At 37.6% G+C, this 17,557-nt stretch carries 14 protein-coding genes; 9 read left to right on the forward strand and 5 right to left on the reverse strand.

All coding sequences use genetic code 11. From position 1 onward, the window contains the following. Nucleotides 1-9 precede the first annotated feature (9 nt). Complete coding sequence (locus tag ACVWYN_RS12280) at nt 10-333, forward strand: hypothetical protein (RefSeq protein WP_457289162.1); 324 nt, start codon at nt 10-12, stop codon at nt 331-333. Between the two features lie 51 nt (nt 334-384). Here the strand turns inward: ACVWYN_RS12280 and ACVWYN_RS12285 are convergent, their stop codons facing one another. Then, entirely contained in the window at nt 385-2,070 is a 1,686-nt protein-coding gene (locus ACVWYN_RS12285; RefSeq protein WP_457289163.1) for an ISL3 family transposase, read from the reverse strand. A 316-nt stretch (nt 2,071-2,386) separates the two neighbouring features. Between ACVWYN_RS12285 and ACVWYN_RS12290 the strand changes: the two genes are divergently transcribed. After that, nucleotides 2,387-3,814, forward strand: coding sequence for a DUF4419 domain-containing protein (locus tag ACVWYN_RS12290; RefSeq protein WP_457289164.1), 1,428 nt, complete (start codon nt 2,387-2,389; stop codon nt 3,812-3,814). Between the two features lie 47 nt (nt 3,815-3,861). Here the strand turns inward: ACVWYN_RS12290 and gyrB are convergent, their stop codons facing one another. Further along, nucleotides 3,862-5,820: a DNA topoisomerase (ATP-hydrolyzing) subunit B gene (gene gyrB, locus ACVWYN_RS12295; RefSeq protein ID WP_457289165.1), complete on the reverse strand. Its 1,959-nt coding sequence runs from the start codon at nt 5,818-5,820 to the stop codon at nt 3,862-3,864. 243 nt (nt 5,821-6,063) lie between these two features. On the opposite strand from gyrB, the gene ACVWYN_RS12300 reads away from it, so the two are divergent. Then, nucleotides 6,064-6,651 carry an OmpH family outer membrane protein gene (locus ACVWYN_RS12300; protein WP_457289166.1) on the forward strand — a complete coding sequence of 196 codons (588 nt, stop codon included), beginning with the start codon at nt 6,064-6,066 and terminating at the stop codon, nt 6,649-6,651. A gap of 61 nt (nt 6,652-6,712) precedes the next feature. On the opposite strand, the gene ACVWYN_RS12305 is transcribed toward ACVWYN_RS12300, so the two are convergent. Continuing rightward, nucleotides 6,713-7,111, reverse strand: coding sequence for an RNA-binding S4 domain-containing protein (locus ACVWYN_RS12305; protein WP_457289167.1), 399 nt, complete (start codon nt 7,109-7,111; stop codon nt 6,713-6,715). A 99-nt stretch (nt 7,112-7,210) separates the two neighbouring features. Between ACVWYN_RS12305 and ACVWYN_RS12310 the strand changes: the two genes are divergently transcribed. The 6 genes from ACVWYN_RS12310 to miaA are packed head-to-tail and all read left to right on the forward strand — an operon-like array spanning nt 7,211 to nt 12,795. Further along, on the forward strand, nt 7,211-8,029 hold the full coding sequence (locus tag ACVWYN_RS12310) for a 2,3,4,5-tetrahydropyridine-2,6-dicarboxylate N-succinyltransferase (RefSeq protein WP_457289168.1): 819 nt from the start codon (nt 7,211-7,213) through the stop codon (nt 8,027-8,029). Beyond that, nucleotides 8,030-9,148, forward strand: a complete 1,119-nt coding sequence (locus ACVWYN_RS12315; protein ID WP_457289169.1) for a glycosyltransferase family 4 protein — start codon at nt 8,030-8,032, stop codon at nt 9,146-9,148. 13 nt (nt 9,149-9,161) lie between these two features. Next, entirely contained in the window at nt 9,162-9,728 is a 567-nt protein-coding gene (locus tag ACVWYN_RS12320) for an L-threonylcarbamoyladenylate synthase (protein WP_457289170.1), read from the forward strand. A gap of 26 nt (nt 9,729-9,754) precedes the next feature. Further along, nucleotides 9,755-11,161: a CCA tRNA nucleotidyltransferase gene (locus tag ACVWYN_RS12325; protein WP_457289171.1), complete on the forward strand. Its 1,407-nt coding sequence runs from the start codon at nt 9,755-9,757 to the stop codon at nt 11,159-11,161. 57 nt (nt 11,162-11,218) lie between these two features. After that, a complete protein-coding gene (locus ACVWYN_RS12330; RefSeq protein ID WP_457289172.1) occupies nt 11,219-11,866 on the forward strand; it encodes an IS1096 element passenger TnpR family protein in 648 nt (215 codons plus the stop codon). A gap of 8 nt (nt 11,867-11,874) precedes the next feature. Then, on the forward strand, nt 11,875-12,795 hold the full coding sequence (gene miaA, locus ACVWYN_RS12335; RefSeq protein ID WP_457289173.1) for a tRNA (adenosine(37)-N6)-dimethylallyltransferase MiaA: 921 nt from the start codon (nt 11,875-11,877) through the stop codon (nt 12,793-12,795). On the opposite strand, the gene ACVWYN_RS12340 is transcribed toward miaA, so the two are convergent. Next, a complete protein-coding gene (locus tag ACVWYN_RS12340) occupies nt 12,779-13,093 on the reverse strand; it encodes a DUF3467 domain-containing protein (RefSeq protein ID WP_457289174.1) in 315 nt (104 codons plus the stop codon). The genes miaA and ACVWYN_RS12340 overlap by 17 nt on opposite strands. A gap of 111 nt (nt 13,094-13,204) precedes the next feature. Continuing rightward, complete coding sequence (gene rpoC / locus ACVWYN_RS12345) at nt 13,205-17,491, reverse strand: DNA-directed RNA polymerase subunit beta' (RefSeq protein WP_457289175.1); 4,287 nt, start codon at nt 17,489-17,491, stop codon at nt 13,205-13,207. Between the last annotated feature and the right edge of the window lie 66 nt (nt 17,492-17,557).

Consider the following 17,557-nt stretch of genomic DNA (forward strand, 5'->3'; position numbering starts at 1 on the left):
TAATTGTAAATGAAATATTGGAAAATTGTATATTCAGGATTGCCTGCCCAGGCAATGGCAATTTATCCATTTATGCTTTTTAAGAATAACCACTTAAGTTCTGATGTAAGAATTATAAGGCACGAAACCATACACTTTAAACAGCAAGTAGAGCTGCTGTTTATTTTCTTTTACCTGATCTATGTATTGCATTACCTGGTGAATTTGATTAAATTACGAGACCATCATATGGCTTACCTTAATATTTGTTTTGAAAAAGAAGCCTATGAAAATGACAGCGATGCAAATTACTTTACCGTCAGAAGACCTTACGCATGGCTGATAACAAAATGATATATGTACCAGCCTCCGTACTATAGTGGTTCTTCGCCAATTTTGATGCACTCATCCCGTTACTGAAAGACATACCTTCCTTCTAAGCAACTGAAAGCCGCATCTGCCATACATCTCACGCTTTTTGTTTTTCAACCTGTTTATATTTCCCTCAACTAATCCGTTTGTCCAGTTGTACGTGATGGCATTTTTTACTGCCAGGATATCTTTTTTTAATCCGTTACAAAAGCGGTCCATTCTCTTCCGGCTCAATGATTGAACCTCTTTGATCCACAGATCTAATTGTTCGGAGCATCCTCCTTTCAAAATTTTCCTAAAGTTGATGTAAACCTTACGTAAGCTAGCTAGAAGAGGGACTTTATTTACCAGTCCATCAACAATTTCCTTTTCCTTTGAGCACTCGCCCGTGTCTTTTGAAACACCATAATCCGGATTTGTTAAAAATATTGCTAGCTTTCTTAAAGGAGGAATGTAGTTGATCCAAATGCTTGGCTTTGGATTTTTTAATGGTTGATGACATGCCCTGTTCCATTTATGCTGATAAGCAGGAAACGTTATGTTAAACCATCTGGTAAAAGAGCGCTCACAACAATTTATCCCCTTATCAATAAGCGACTTAAACATGGCCGTAGGATTGATTTCTAAATGGATCATGTGGTTGATTTCGCTCATATACTTATTGTAATTTACACGCGGTTCCCTTCCGGGCGATGGTATTGCTGATGTCAAATATTTTTTTACCGTACGCCAGTTCATTTGCGTTCTCCGGGCAATGTCAGTTAGGTTATATCCATCTTTTTTTAATTTGGCCATTAACTGAAGCTTCTCTCTTCTTTCAATCATGTATAAAGAAATATCCGGCTTACTATTAGGGCTCACGTCGCTAGGAGCATTCGCACTTACTGTACCGGACGACGTTGTGTCTACATCGGCGGAAATATTTTTGGCGACCTCCTTCAAATGGCCATATTCGATTCTGATTTCCTCATGGATAGCATCACCAAGATTCTTTACTAAGTGAAATCTATCAGCGATTTGTTTTGCTGCAGGTATTGATTTTGTAATTGCACTCGCATAAGATGTCGCTCTATCCCTAGTTACATATTTGACCTCCTGATGAGCCGAAAACCAATCTATAACTTCATTTGAATCCCTACTATCTAAAAGATCAATGGGTCGGCCAGTCTCTGCATTAACGATGATGGATCCATAGTTCATTCCTTTTCGTTTTGCCCAATCATCTATGCCCACACACAACAGATCATCATATATAGGCATATTCATAGACTTAACTAATCTAAGACAAGTGTTGTTACTGACGGGTATATGCATTAATTTAGAAAAGTAGGCGCCCTTGTTTGAAGATATCTCAATAAGGACCTGCTTTAAATAGATTGATGCCCTCTCAGTACGTCTAGAATAAGGGTTGGTGATATCGTTGCACCGTTCTGAGAATATCAACTTAAGACATTTGAGGTTTTTACAAGCGAACCGGCGTATCTTAAGTAAGATAAAGACCTTATTATCAACCATAGGCAGGTCTATTAAGGTTCTGAAATAGGATGAGCGTATGGTATGGCTGTTCTTCAAGCACATTGGACATTGAGCCCGCTTTCCTGGTCTTTGAGCAAAGAGCCGAATTATCGAATCTTCTATTTCTGACCGGTATATTTTGATCTTCCAGTCAGCATAAAATAAAGCTGCCAGATTTTGGTTGAGTGTATGTGGTAAAATCAAGGTTAAAGTATCTGTTATTCAGTACTTTAAGGTACAAAAAAATCACTTATAAAACAAGTGTACACCGAAGTAAATCCACTGAATAATAGGTATTTAACTCTGAATATTCAATTTGTGTGAATGCATCAAAATTGGCGAAGAACCACTATAGTTGCTAAAAATATGCATTAGCTTTTACTGCTGTTAAACATTAAATTACCATTGCAGAATGGAAATACCTGTTGGTTAACTTGTTGTTTTTATATAACTTTATCATAAACGGTAATATTTTGGCAGTTATTCCCTTATATCCATTAACCAAATAATTCTTAGTAATATGAAAAGACCGCTCTTCTTATTCTTGTTATCCATTATCTTACCTCTTCTAATTCAGGCTCAAAGTGGCATCACTTTCAAAGTTGAAGAATTGGAGAAGCCAAAGCAACTTTTAAAATTAAGTAGCTATAAGGATATTTATAATGAGCCCATCTTAAATGGTATCGACTTCCAAATAAGGCGCGAGTTGCTCAAAGCGAATCAAGACCCTTATCAGATCATTGCACGTAGCAAGGGGCCAGATCAATTGGTGAATTTTGGAGATCACTCCTTCTTTTCAGGCATGTATCAGGCTTATGCCAACCATAGACCATTCGTGCTTTCTCCTGATATTATGTGGTTATTAATAGAGCAAGGATTTGCCAGGCATGTCAATAATAATGCTGAAAAACTTCGTAAGTATTTTGTAACACATGAGGGGAAAACTAGCCTTGTTCTTAATAGTCAAAATATTAAACTTGATGATCCTAATGCCCCTTGGGAGGCAGAAGTATTTCCTGCATTTGCAAATCAAATTTCTGCTGCCGCAGGAAGCGAATTAACTAAAGCAATGACGTCCGATTTTACAACAAGCACTCCAACAACTCGAGCGACATCTCAGATTACTTTAATGGAAGCTGTTAAACCTTTTTTTGATTATGTAATAGTGTACTTTTCTTGCGGGATACCTGAAATTACAGTGGAAGGCACACCTGCCGATTGGCAAAAGGTTTTAGATAAGGCAAACTACCTGAAAAAATATGAGCTGGCCTGGTGGATTAACGAGATCAACCCAATACTTAAAGAATTTTTAAATGCATCTAATGGGAAGGTTGATAAAGATTTTTGGCGTAACATGTTCAAATATCATTCTATTAAACAATATGGTGCAAAAGAATTAATAGACGGCTGGATAGTTAAATTTTATCCATACTACGATAATGGAAATAGAAGTGATTTTAAAGGCTTTAACAGCACACGTTTTTTACCTAGCGAAATGGTTAAGGTTGATGTTGCTTACAATGATGTAACCCCTAATGGCGAAACCATTACTACTCCTTTAGAGGTTTGGGCAGGTTTTACAGGCTTAACACAAGATGAAAACACATTTACCCTAAAACCACAGATAGGTTGGATGGTGAGAAAAAAAGACCCAAAACTTTATCCAAATTTAGCAGCGCAGCTTAAAGAGAGCGACGGGGGCTTTGGAGGGGTTCACATTCGGGTAAATACGGTTCCTAAAGAGATATTGGAACTTACTAACATTAAGAGTTTAAGCCTGGATTTTATGGGGGATATTTTAATACCTGAAGAGATGGGAAAGATCAGCATAGAAAATTTAAACTTGAAAGGAACAATTACGCAAGAAGAGGCGAAAAGAATTGCGACTCTTTTCCCAAATACATTTCTAACTATCAACAGAGTTCAATTTAGTCCAATTGCTAAATAAAAAAGGCGTCTTTTTACAAAGACGCCTTTAAATTTCAAGATTAAAAACTATGCATCAATTTTCGCATACTTTGCATTACGTTCTATGAAATCTCTTCTTGGGGCAACATCATCACCCATCAACATAGAGAAGGTATGATCACACTCCGCAGCGTTTTCAATGGTTGCTTGCATTAATGTTCTGTTAGCTGGGTTTAAAGTAGTATCCCAAAGCTGTTCAGCGTTCATCTCACCCAAACCTTTATAACGCTGGATGTGAACACTTTCTTCCTTACCTGCACCTTTTAATCGCTGTACAGCAGCATCACGCTGTTGATCATTCCAGCAGTATTCAAACTCTTTTCCTTTTTTAACCTGATAAAGAGGTGGAGCAGCGATGTAAACATATCCCGCTTCGATTAACGCTTTCATATACCTGAAGAAGAAGGTTAGGATCAACGTGGTAATGTGAGATCCATCGATATCAGCATCCGTCATAATCACAATCTTATGGTACCTAAGCTTCTGGATATTTAATGCTTTATCATCTTCCGGCGTGCCTATACTTACACCTAGCGCGGTAAACATATTTTTTATCTCGTCGTTCTCATAGATTTTGTGCTCCATCGCCTTCTCTACGTTAAGAATTTTACCCTTTAAAGGTAATATAGCCTGGAAATTACGATCTCTGCCTTGTTTGGCAGTACCGCCAGCCGAATCTCCCTCGACAAGGTAAAGCTCGCATTTTTCTGGATCACTGTCAGAACAATCTGCAAGTTTGCCCGGTAGTCCAGAGCCACCCATTACACTTTTTCTCTGAACCATCTCCCGAGCTTTTCTTGCGGCAGCACGTGCTGTAGCTGCAAGAATAACTTTATTTACAATTGATCTGGCTTCACGCGGGTATTCTTCCAGGTAGATTCCTAGTGCCTCTCCTACTGCAATATCAACAGCACCCATGACCTCTGTGTTACCCAGTTTGGTTTTGGTCTGGCCTTCAAACTGTGGTTCCTGTACTTTAACTGAAATAACAGCTGTCAATCCCTCACGAAAATCATCTCCCGTGATCTCAAACTTAACATTTTTAAGTAACCCAGATTTATCAGCATAAGCCTTTAATGTCCTAGTTAAACCTCTTCTGAAACCAGCAATGTGTGTACCACCTTCATGCGTATTGATATTGTTTACGTAAGAGTGTACGTTCTCAGCATAGCTATCATTGTATTGCAAAGCAAGTTCAACTGGTATACCGTTTTTAATTCCTTCAACGTAGATCGGCTCCGCGATTAATGATGGTCTGTTTCCATCAAGAAACTGAACAAACTCTTTTAGACCACCTTGAGAATGGAAAAGTTCTGTAAGGAAATTTCCCTGATCATCTACTTCACGCTCATCTGTTAATGTAAGTTTGATACCTTTATTTAAGAATGACAATTCTCTTAGTCTTGATGCCAGCGTATCATAACGATACTCTGTAGTTTGAGTAAAGATGGTCGCATCTGGAGTAAAGGTTACTATTGTACCTCTTTTGTCAGTTTCTCCAATAGATTTTACCTCATAAAGTGGCTTTCCAATATTATACTCCTGCACCCAAACCTTACCTTCACGGTGAACCTCAGCCCTTAAATGTGTAGATAGTGCGTTGACACAACTTACACCTACACCATGTAAGCCACCAGAAACTTTATAAGTGTCCTTATCAAATTTACCCCCTGCATGTAAAACCGTCATTACGATTTCCAATGCTGATTTTTGTTCTTTTGTATTTATTCCGGTCGGTATTCCACGTCCGTTATCTTCAACTCTTATCGAATTATCCTTAAGTATATTTACAAGAATGGTATCAGCATGACCAGCTAGTGCCTCGTCAATCGAATTGTCTACAACCTCATAAACTAAATGGTGTAATCCCTTAACACCAGTATCACCTATATACATGGAAGGACGCTTACGCACCGCCTCTAAACCTTCTAATACCTGTATATTATCTGCCGAATAATTTGACTTTGAATCCTGTTCTTCGCTCATAATTTTTATTAAAACAATTAGCTTCAAATTTAACCATTTAAGGTCAATTTACAGTTAAATGTTAATAACTATTTGAACGTAAATTGCCGAAAACCATCCTAAAAAATCGACTTATTTAGGATACTAAATTTGAAATTTTATATTTGTTGAACTTTAGCATTTTAGAGTAAAAAAAAGGCATTAAAAAAACAAAAGAAAAAAGCATTTAGAAGCATTCAAGGCTTCTTAATTTTAAAAGATCAAATGAAAATAAAAACCAAATTAAGCAGCATTGCTACAGCTGCAGTCATCGTTTCTGTAATGTCTGCATGTCAAAACAAAGAGGCGGCACCTGCTGCAGGTTCAAAAACAGAAACCGTTGCTGTTCCTGACAATGAGAAGATCGTCTATGTAAATTCAGATTCTTTATTGACCAAGTATCAATATTTTAAAGACGTTAATCAAAAACTTGAAGTTAAAGCAAAAAAAGCTCAGGAAGACATGGCGTCTAAAGCTCAGGCATACCAACGCGAAGTAGCGCAATATCAGCAGCAGGCGAATACATTACCAGCAGATCAGCGTGCTGCAACAGAGCAAAGGCTAGGCAGAAAGCAACAGGAATTACAAGCATATCAGCAAAATGCAAGTGCCGCATTGCAATCTGAACAAGCTTCAGAAAACGAGAAGCTGTATGACAAAATTGCAGAGTACCTTAAAACTTATGCCAAGAAAAAAGGCTTTAAAATGGTATTAAAATATTCAAAAGGTAGTAGCGATATTTTATTTGCTGACCAAAGTCTTGATGTGACCAGCGAAGCTATTATTGGCTTAAATGAAGCTTATAAAAAATAAATCTATTAACTCATTGTTAAGGCCTGGAGATTTCCGGGCCTTTCTATTTAACACTAACCGTTTAGCTCTCCTTATTTAACCCATCGATCAGGTCATCAGTATCTCTTCTATCTTTTTTAGTTGGCCGTCCTGTTCCTCTATCCCGCTTCAATGCTGGCGCGTGGAATATAGATTTGAAAGCGTGGGTTTCCTCCTCAGGCGTGATGTCTATATACTTAGTAACTGCAATTTTTGATTCGACCCTGGCGTGTAAAAGCTCAACCACTTCAATAACTTTCTTTTCGATCCCTTTTGAAACTTGATATACATCACCTGCCTTTACAATTGCGGAAGGCTTAAGATTTTGGCCCATAAATTTTACCCTCCCAGCTTTGCAAGCCTCGGCTGCAAGACTCCGCGTTTTAAATAACCGGATTGCCCACAAGTATTTATCGATCCTGAGTTTCTCTTTTTCAGTCATAAGATTTCAAAAATAAGCAACAAAAAAACAACATTATGTACTGAAAAGAACGTTAGATACATAAAATTCATTTATTTTGTCAAAAATTAAAATACTAAAATGATAGCAGAATTAAAAAAGTTAGTAGAAGCCGCTTGGGAAGACAGAACTTTATTGGAATATAATGAATATTGCGAGGCAATCGAAACAGTGATTATGCAGCTTGATAAGGGTGAAATGCGCGTTGCGGAACCAATATTAAACTCATGGGGCATAAATGAATGGATTAAAAAGGCTGTTATTCTGTATTTCCCTATCAGACAGATGAAAATTACAGAAGTCGGACCTTTTGTATTTCATGATAAAATGAAACTAAAAACAAATTACAAAGAATTAGGTGTTAGGGTTGTACCTGGTGCTAGTGCAAGGTACGGTGCTTATTTGGCCAAAGGTGTAATTATGATGCCATCCTACGTAAATATTGGAGCCTATGTAGACGAAGGCACCATGGTGGATACCTGGGCCACAGTTGGTTCTTGTGCCCAAATTGGCAAAAATGTACATCTTAGTGGCGGTGTAGGCATAGGCGGAGTACTAGAACCCATACAAGCTGCTCCCGTAATTATTGAAGACAATTGCTTTATCGGTTCTCGTGCTATTGTAGTAGAAGGTGTTAAGGTTGAAACGGAAGCTGTACTTGGTGCAAATGTAGTGCTAACCGCATCAACAAAAATTATAGATATAACTGGACCAACCCCAAAAGAATATAAAGGAATTGTTCCTGCGCGTTCAGTTGTAATCCCTGGTACCTATGCTAAGAAATTCCCTGCTGGTGAATACCATGTACCCTGTGCATTGATAATTGGTCAGCGTAAGGAATCTACAGACAAAAAAACTTCTCTTAACAATGCCTTAAGAGAAAACAATGTAGCTGTATAAATGAATATTGGTTTTGATGGGAAGAGGGCAGCAAATAACTTAACTGGACTTGGCAATTATAGTCGTTCTTTGATTAGTCAGCTTGCCAGCAAATTTCCAGAAAACCAATATTTTGTCTTTACTCCAGGCTTAAAGAATCAAACTCAAATCGACAAGTTCTTTAAGCCTGTTAACATATCTTTAATCTTGCCCGACAATCCATCACCTTGGTGGAGAACGCTTGGGATTAGAAAACAGCTAATAGACAATAAAATTGACCTTTTTCATGGCTTAAGTCATGAGATACCTATCGGCCTCAATGGGATTAAAATCCCATCAATAGTTACAATTCACGATTTGATATTCTTGCTCTTCCCTAAGCACTTTAACCTGATCGATAGGTTCATTTATAAAAAGAAAATTGAATATGCCTGTAAATACGCAGATAAAATCGTTGCAATTAGTGAGCAAACTAAACAGGATATTATCAGATTTTTCAATGTCAGCTCTGATAAAATAGAAGTTGTTTATCAGAGCTGTGATAATATTTTCAAAACTAAAGTTAGCGATAGCACTAAAGCTGCAATTAAAAGCAAATATCAGCTCCCAGATAATTTCATTCTCAACGTAGGCACAATAGAATTAAGGAAAAACCTTATTGCAGTGATACGTGCGCTACCACATATTCATCAACAATACAAATTAGTAGTTATTGGCAAAGATACCGCTTACACTAATTTAGTAAGACAAGAAATTGAAAACTTAAGTCTGCAAAACCGTGTTATATTTTTGAAAAACGTTCCCTTTAACGACTTGCCAGCAGTTTATCAATTGGCTGATACATTTGTATATCCGTCAATCTATGAAGGTTTTGGGATTCCTATCATAGAAGCGCTGTATTCAGCCCTACCCGTAGTGGCTGCCATTGGATCTTGCCTTGAAGAGGCGGGAGGGGAAAATAGTATATATGTGGATCCATACAATAGTTTGGGATTTGCTATTGCCATTAACACTATATTGGATAATGGAGTTTTGAAAGACAAAATGATAACTGCAGGCTTGCATTATGCGCAGAAATTTAATGACGAGTTAATTTCTGCGCAGATGATGTCGCTTTACAAAAAAGTAGTTAATAATTAAATATAATCGGCCAATGTTTCGGACAGAAATAGAAAAAGCATTAAACACTCTAAAAAATGGTGGTATCATCTTATATCCTACTGATACTATTTGGGGATTAGGTTGTGACGCTACAAACGAGGATGCTGTAGCAAAAATAAATAGCATTAAGGGAAGATCTGAAGATAAAAGTTTTATTATATTACTCGATGCCGATAGCAAAATTAAGAGCTATGTGACAGATGTTCCTGATGTTGCTTACGATTTAATTGAATATGCGGAAAACCCGCTTACGTTAATTTTTTCAGGCGCTAAAAATTTAGCTAAAAACGTTATAAATAAAGATGGTTCTGTAGGGATCAGAATACCGAAACACGATTTTTGTCAACAATTGATTCAGAGATTCAGGAAGCCCATTACTTCTACTTCCGCTAACTTAAGTGGTAACCCCAGCCCTAGCGGGTTTGATGACATCAGTATCGAAATAAAAGATCAAGTAGACTGTATTGTTGACCTAGAGCAAAATATTAATACTCCGAAAAAGCCTTCAACAATAATCAAAATTGGATCAGGTGGGCAATTCTCATTCATTAGAAGGTAAGTTTTTGTACTTTTGCTGACCGAGTGATGGAAAAATATTTACAACATCCTATTTTTAAGGTTATTGCAGAAATCGCAAGTTTACACTGCACTGAAGTATATGTAATTGGAGGTTATGTGAGAGATATTTTTCTGCAAAGGCCGTCCAAAGACATCGATATCGTGGTATTGGGAAATGGGATTGATTTTGCTGAACTTATCGGCGTCGCTCTTAAAACAAAAGTTGCTGTATTCAAGAATTTCGGTACTGCGATGCTCAAATTTAGAGATTTAGAAATTGAGTTTGTAGGCGCCAGAAAAGAAAGTTATAGAGCAGATTCGCGCAAACCTATTGTTGAGAACGGCACCATTGAAGATGATCAGCTAAGAAGAGATTTCACTATCAATGCGCTGGCAATATCTTTAAATAAAGATAACTATGCCCAACTCGTAGATCCTTTTGGTGGTCAAAAAGATCTCGATAATAAATTGATAAAAACTCCACTTGATCCTGAGATAACCTTTTCTGACGATCCTTTAAGAATGTTAAGGGCTATTCGTTTTGCCTCACAATTGAATTTCTCTATAGACCAGCGTTCAATTGATGCTATTAAGATACAAAAGGATCGGATCAGCATTGTTTCCAAAGAAAGGATTACGGAGGAATTGAATAAGATTATTCTTTCTCCGCTACCCTCTATCGGATTTAATTATCTTTTTGATACCGGCTTGCTTCAACTCATTTTCCCCCAAATGTCTGCCCTTTACGGGGTAGAAATTATTCAGGGAAAAGGCCACAAGGATAATTTCTATCATACATTGCAAGTGCTCGATAATATTTGTGAGGAGACTGACGATCTTTGGATTCGCTGGTCTGCTATTCTGCACGATATAGCCAAGCCACCTACTAAGCGTTTTGAAGTAGGTCATGGCTGGACATTTCACGGTCATGAAGACAAAGGTGCACGGATGGTACCACAAATTTTTGCGCAATTGAAGCTGCCTCTAAACGAAAAGATGAAATTTGTACAAAAGTTAGTACAATTACACCTTCGCCCAATTGTACTAGCTCAGGACGTGGTTACAGATTCAGCAATCCGTCGACTTCTATTTGATGCTGGCGATGATATACAAGCACTTATGGTACTGTGTAATGCCGATATTACTACCAAAAACGAATACAAGGTTAGAAAGTACCGTAACAATTTCGAACTTGTAAAACAGAAGCTAAAAGATGTTGAGGAACGGGACAAGATCAGAAACTGGCAACCTCCTGTTACTGGTGATGATATTATGAAAATATTTGATCTTAGGGCTGGAAAAGAAGTAGGGATATTAAAAAATGCGATTAGAGAAGCTATTTTAGAGGGAGAGATAACGAACAGCTACGATGAGGCATTAACCTTTATAATAAAAAAAGCCAGGGAAATCGGCCTTACTCCGTCAACCGGATAATTCTATTTTACAAAGTATATTTTATTTTTTAATTTTATAGCTGGAAAACAAGCTCAGATGGCAATTTATAGATTCAGAATAAGTTTCGAAGATTTCGATGAAGTAGTAAGAGAAATTGATATTAAGTCAACGCAAACTTTTGAAGATTTGCATAAAGCGGTTCATCGCTCAACAGGGTATTCATCAGAAAAATCCTCTTCTTTCTATGTAAGTACAGATAATTGGATAAAAGGTGATGAAATTGCCTATTTACCTAATCAACGTAAAACTGATAGAGGAGTCGCCTTAATGGAAAACTCAAAATTAAGCAGCTTTATCGAAGATCCGCATCAAAAATTTTATTACATATATAATTTTGAAAGGTCTTTTGACTTTCGTGTTGAACTGATCAAGATCATTCTACAGACTGATCCAAGCATCGAGTATCCTTTCTTAGTAAAAAGTCTTGGAGAAGCTCCTAAAATAATCGACAAGAACAACTTTGGTACTATAGCCGTTTCATCTAATCCTGTTTCCTCTGATTTCGATTTCCTTAATGAAATGAATTTCGTCCCAGAGGACACCGAAGAACTGGAAGCAATGGGGGGAAGGGGAATCAATACAGAAGTTAAAAGTGATGAGAGTGAGGAGCATGATGCCGAAGAGACAGATGAGTTTGTTGATAATGACAGTTACGAGGACGAAGAATATAAAGAAGATTATTAGTGCCTAATATGGTGCTAGATAAAACCCTGATTGTAATTGTTGGCCCCACAGCTATCGGGAAAACAGCGTTAGCCATCAATCTAGCTCAACATTTTGATACCGAAATCATATCTGCGGATTCAAGACAATTTTTTAGGGAAATGAACATTGGTACCGCTAAACCTTCATCTGAAGAATTAGCAGCGGCACCTCACCATTTTGTCAATTCCCATAGCATTCAGGAATTTTTCAGTACAGGTGATTTTGAGATCCAGGCACTTTCTACAATAGACTTTTTATTCCGTAAAGAAAATCTTGCAATACTAGTTGGAGGTTCAGGCCTTTATATTAATGCTGTTTGTAATGGCTTGGACAATTTACCAACTACAGATCTCGTGATAAGAGAAAACCTCAATGCACAATTTGCGAAGCATGGGATTCTTTTTCTAAGAAAAGAATTACACACTATAGACCCAGAATATTTCGCAAAAGTTGATCAGTCTAACCCACAAAGAATGATAAGGGGCTTGGAATTTTACTTCTCAACAGGAGAAAAACTGTCATCATATTTAACTAATACCAAGAAAAATCGAGCCTTTAATATCATTAAGATAGGTTTAAATACAGATCGCAGTGAACTATACCAACGTATCAACAACCGCGTGGATCAGATGATGGAAAGAGGGCTATTGGACGAGGTGAAAGAACTCTATAAACATAGAAATCTAAATGCGTTAAATACCGTAGGTTACTCAGAATTATTTAAATACTTGGACGGAGAGGCTACCCTGCAAGTGGCTACTGATCAAATTAAACAAAACACAAGAAGATTTGCAAAACGGCAGCTAACTTGGTTCAGAAAAGACGATAATATCAGGTGGTTTGAGCCAAGCCAAATGGATGAAGTTATCACCCACATAAAAGAAAATTTATTTAAGCCTGTGCAGTAGGACCTCCAAAATTCATAGGAAAACCAGGAGGCTCGTCCTGTGTTTTTATCCGGCCGTTTATAGCTTCATACTTTTCAATATTATCCTGAATGGCACCTAGTAATCGCTTTGCGTGCTCGGGGGTCAAAATAATTCTTGATTTAACTCGGGCTTTAGGAACACCCGGCATTACTCTGATAAAATCCAGAACAAACTCAGTATTAGAGTGTGTAATGATTGCCAAATTAGAAAAAATACCTTCCGCTACTTCTTCAGAAAGTTCAATATTTAGTTGGTTGTCCTGATTTTCTTCTTGCATATAACAAAACTAATTTTTTATTCTTAATTGTGGCAGTTTGAACTTCTTAAATTTTCATAAAAAATCCCCCAACTTTAGCGAAGGGGGATTTTTAGATAATGGTATCAAGTATTATGCTTCTATTTCTTCTTGTTTAGAAGCTAATAATTTATCGTATTCTTCTTGAGATCCAACAATGATACGTTCATATCCACGCACTCCGGTTCCCGAAGGAATTAAGTGCCCAACAATAACGTTTTCTTTTAGTCCAAGCATGTTATCACGTTTACCAGCAATTGCCGCTTCATTCAGTACTTTTGTAGTTTCCTGGAATGAGGCTGCAGATATGAATGATTTCGTGCCTAATGATGCGCGAGTAATACCTTGAAGAATCGAACTCGCTGTTGCAGGTCTTGCATCACGAACCTCGATTTGTTTAAGATCCTTACGTTTCAACTGAGAATTTTCATCTCTTAATTTTCGTAAAGAAAGAATCTGACCAGGTTTAACCATGTTTGAATCACCTGCTTCAACCACAACTTTCTTGTCATATATCTCATCATTCTCAATCATAAAGTCCCAACGATCCACAGAGTTATTCTCTAAGAAAATAGTATCCCCTGGATCCTCGATATGAACCTTCTGCATCATCTGATGTACAATAACCTCGAAATGTTTATCATTGATCTTCACACCTTGTAAACGGTATACCTCTTGGATACCATTAACCAGATATTCCTGAACTGCAGCAGGTCCTTTAATAGCAAGAATGTCTGCAGGTGAAATCGATCCGTCAGATAATGGCATACCAGCCTTAACAAAGTCATTATCCTGAACCAGAATGTGTTTAGACAACGGAACCAGATACTTCTTAATTTCACCATCTTTAGATTCGATCGTCATCTCACGATTACCGCGTTTAACTCCGCCTAATGTTACAACTCCATCAATTTCGGTAACAACAGCGGGATTAGAAGGGTTACGTGCCTCAAATAACTCAGTTACACGTGGCAAACCTCCCGTAATATCCCTGGTTTTACCAGTTGAGCGGGGAATTTTAACTAGGATTTGACCTGTTTGAACCATATCACCTTCATCGATTGCAATGTGCGCACCAACTGGGATATTATAGTTTCTGATCAATTCACCCTTTTTATCTACTACCCTTACAGAAGGATTTTTAGTTTTATCGCGTGTATCAATAATTACCTTCTCACGGTGACCAGTTTGCTCATCCGATTCTTCACGGAAAGTTACACCTTCTATGATCGCATCAAATTCAATTTTACCTGCAAATTCAGATATAATTACAGCATTATATGGATCCCATGAACAAATCCTATCACCTTTTTCAATTTTGGCACCATCTAGAACATACAAAAATGAACCATATGGAATATTGTTTGTCATGATGATTTTACCACTTCCAGATTCAACAATCTTGAATTCACCTGAACGTCCAAGAACGATTTGAGTATCACCCTCTTCTGTTTTAGTCGAAACTGTCCGTACATTTTCAAATTCAATGATACCATCAAATTTAGCAATGATTTGAGATTCTGCAGCAATGTTTGATGCAGTACCACCAACGTGGAAAGTACGAAGTGTTAACTGTGTACCTGGCTCGCCAATCGACTGTGCAGCAATTACACCAACAGCCTCGCCTTTTTGAACACGCTTACCTGTTGCAAGATTACGTCCGTAGCAAAGTGCACAAACACCTCTTTGATTTTCACAAGTCAATACAGACCGAATTTCAACACCTTCTAAAGGAGATTCTTCAATCGCTTTCGCAATATCTTCATCAATATCTTTTCCAGCACCAACTAGTAAACTACCATCTAATGGATTGAATACATCATGTAGCGAAATGCGACCTAATAATCTATCGTACAATGGCTCAACAATGTCTTCGTTATCCTTCAAAGCAGTTGTGTACATCCCTCTTAGCGTACCACAATCTTCTGCGTTAACGATCATATCTTGCGCAACATCATGCAAACGTCGAGTTAAATAACCCGCATCAGCAGTTTTTAATGCTGTATCCGCCAAACCTTTACGAGCACCGTGAGTTGAGATAAAATATTCTAGAACTGACAATCCTTCCTTAAAGTTAGAAAGAATTGGGTTCTCAATGATCTCCCCACCAGAACCTGACTTCTGAGGCTTAGCCATCAAACCACGCATTCCGCAAAGCTGACGAATCTGCTCCTTAGACCCACGTGCGCCAGAATCAAGCATCATATAAACCGAATTAAACCCTTGATTGTCATTAGACAACTGGTTCATTACGAATGATGTCAAACGGTTATTGATACGCGTCCAGATATCGATAATCTGATTGTAACGTTCGTTATTAGTAATGAATCCCATATTATAGTTATTCCTTACCTCTTCGACCTCTGCCGATGCCTGTTCAAGAAGTGTATGTTTCTCTACAGGAATATTTACATCTTGCAAATTAAATGACAATCCACCTCTAAATGCCATTTGGAAACCTAATTCCTTAATATCATCCAAAAAGCGTGATGCACGTGACATACCAGTTATCTTAACAACATCACCAATAATATCACGTAGAGATTTTTTAGTCAATAACTCATTAATATACCCTACTTCTTCCGGCACCATTTGATTAAATAGAACACGTCCTACTGTAGTATCAATAAGTTTATTTACAATAACGCCCGTCTCGTCTTTTACGTTTACTTTAACCTTAATAAAAGCATGAAGATCAATTCGCTTTTCGTTGTATGCAATAATGACTTCTTCAGAAGAATAGAATATCGAATCCTGTCCTTTAACAACGCGCCCCTCATCTGTTCTGCGGCCCTTAGTAATATAATATAGACCTAATACCATATCCTGAGAAGGTACGGTAATTGGAGTACCATTAGCAGGATTTAAGATATTATGTGCAGCAAGCATTAATACTTGTGCTTCTAATATTGCAGCATGACCAAGCGGTAAATGTACCGCCATCTGGTCACCATCAAAATCCGCATTAAATGCAGTACAAACTAAAGGGTGTAGCTGTATGGCCTTTCCTTCAACTAATTTAGGTTGGAAGGATTGGATACCCAATCTATGCAAAGTAGGAGCACGATTCAATAATACTGGGTGTCCTTTCAAAACGTTCTCAAGGATGTCCCATACTAAAGGATCTTTTCTATCAACTATTTTCTTTGCAGATTTAACAGTTTTAACAATTCCACGTTCAATCATCTTACGAATGATAAACGGTTTGAAAAGCTCAGCGGCCATATCTTTAGGCAAACCACATTCATGCAGCTTAAGGTTTGGACCAACAACAATTACAGAACGTGCCGAATAATCCACACGTTTACCTAGTAAGTTTTGACGGAAGCGACCTTGTTTACCTTTAAGAATATCTGAAAGTGATTTTAATGCCCGGTTACCTTCTGTTTTAACAGCATTAACTTTACGTGAGTTATCGAACAACGAATCCACAGCTTCCTGTAACATACGTTTTTCATTACGCAAGATTACCTCTGGTGCTTTAATTTCGATCAAACGCTTTAGACGGTTGTTACGGATAATGACACGACGGTAAAGATCATTTAAATCAGAAGTAGCAAAACGACCACCTTCCAATGGAACCAATGGACGCAATTCTGGCGGAATAACCGGTACGATCTTAATGATCATCCACTCTGGATTATTCTCAATACGAGTCCTTGAACCGCGAAAAGCTTCAACCACCTGAAGACGTTTTAATGCCTCATTTTTACGTTGCTGAGAAGTCTCGTTTGCAGCTTGATGACGTAGATTGTACGAAAGTGAATCTAAATCAATACGCTTTAATAAATCCTCTAAAGCTTCAGCACCCATCTTGGCGATGAATTTATTAGGGTCTTTATCATCCAGATATTGGTTCTCTTTAGGCAACTTATCAAGAATATCCAAGTACTCTTCTTCTGTTAAGAAGTCCATGTATTGAATACCTTCGTCAGACATTAATCCAGCCTGTATTACTACATAGCGCTCATAATAAATGATCAAGTCTAACCTTTTTGTGGGTAAACCTAAAAGGTAGCCGATTTTATTTGGTAACGAACGAAAATACCAAATATGTGCAACAGGAACCACCAAATTAATGTGTCCCATACGCTCTCTACGTACTTTCTTCTCGGTAACCTCAACACCACAACGATCACAAACAATACCTTTATAACGGATACGTTTGTATTTACCGCAATGACATTCGTAGTCTTTAACCGGACCAAAAATACGCTCACAAAACAAACCATCACGTTCAGGTTTGTAAGTACGGTAATTGATAGTCTCAGGTTTTAACACCTCGCCACTTGAACGCTCTAAAATAGCCTCAGGCGATGCCAAACTAATGGTTATCGAGGTAAAATTACTTTTTAATTTATTATCCTTTTTGTAAGACATAGCTCTTTTGTTTTTAGCAGCTAGTATTTAGTATCTGGTATTAGTTTATAAGACAAATGCCTTAAG

Source organism: Pedobacter sp. UYP24, assembly GCF_054057295.1.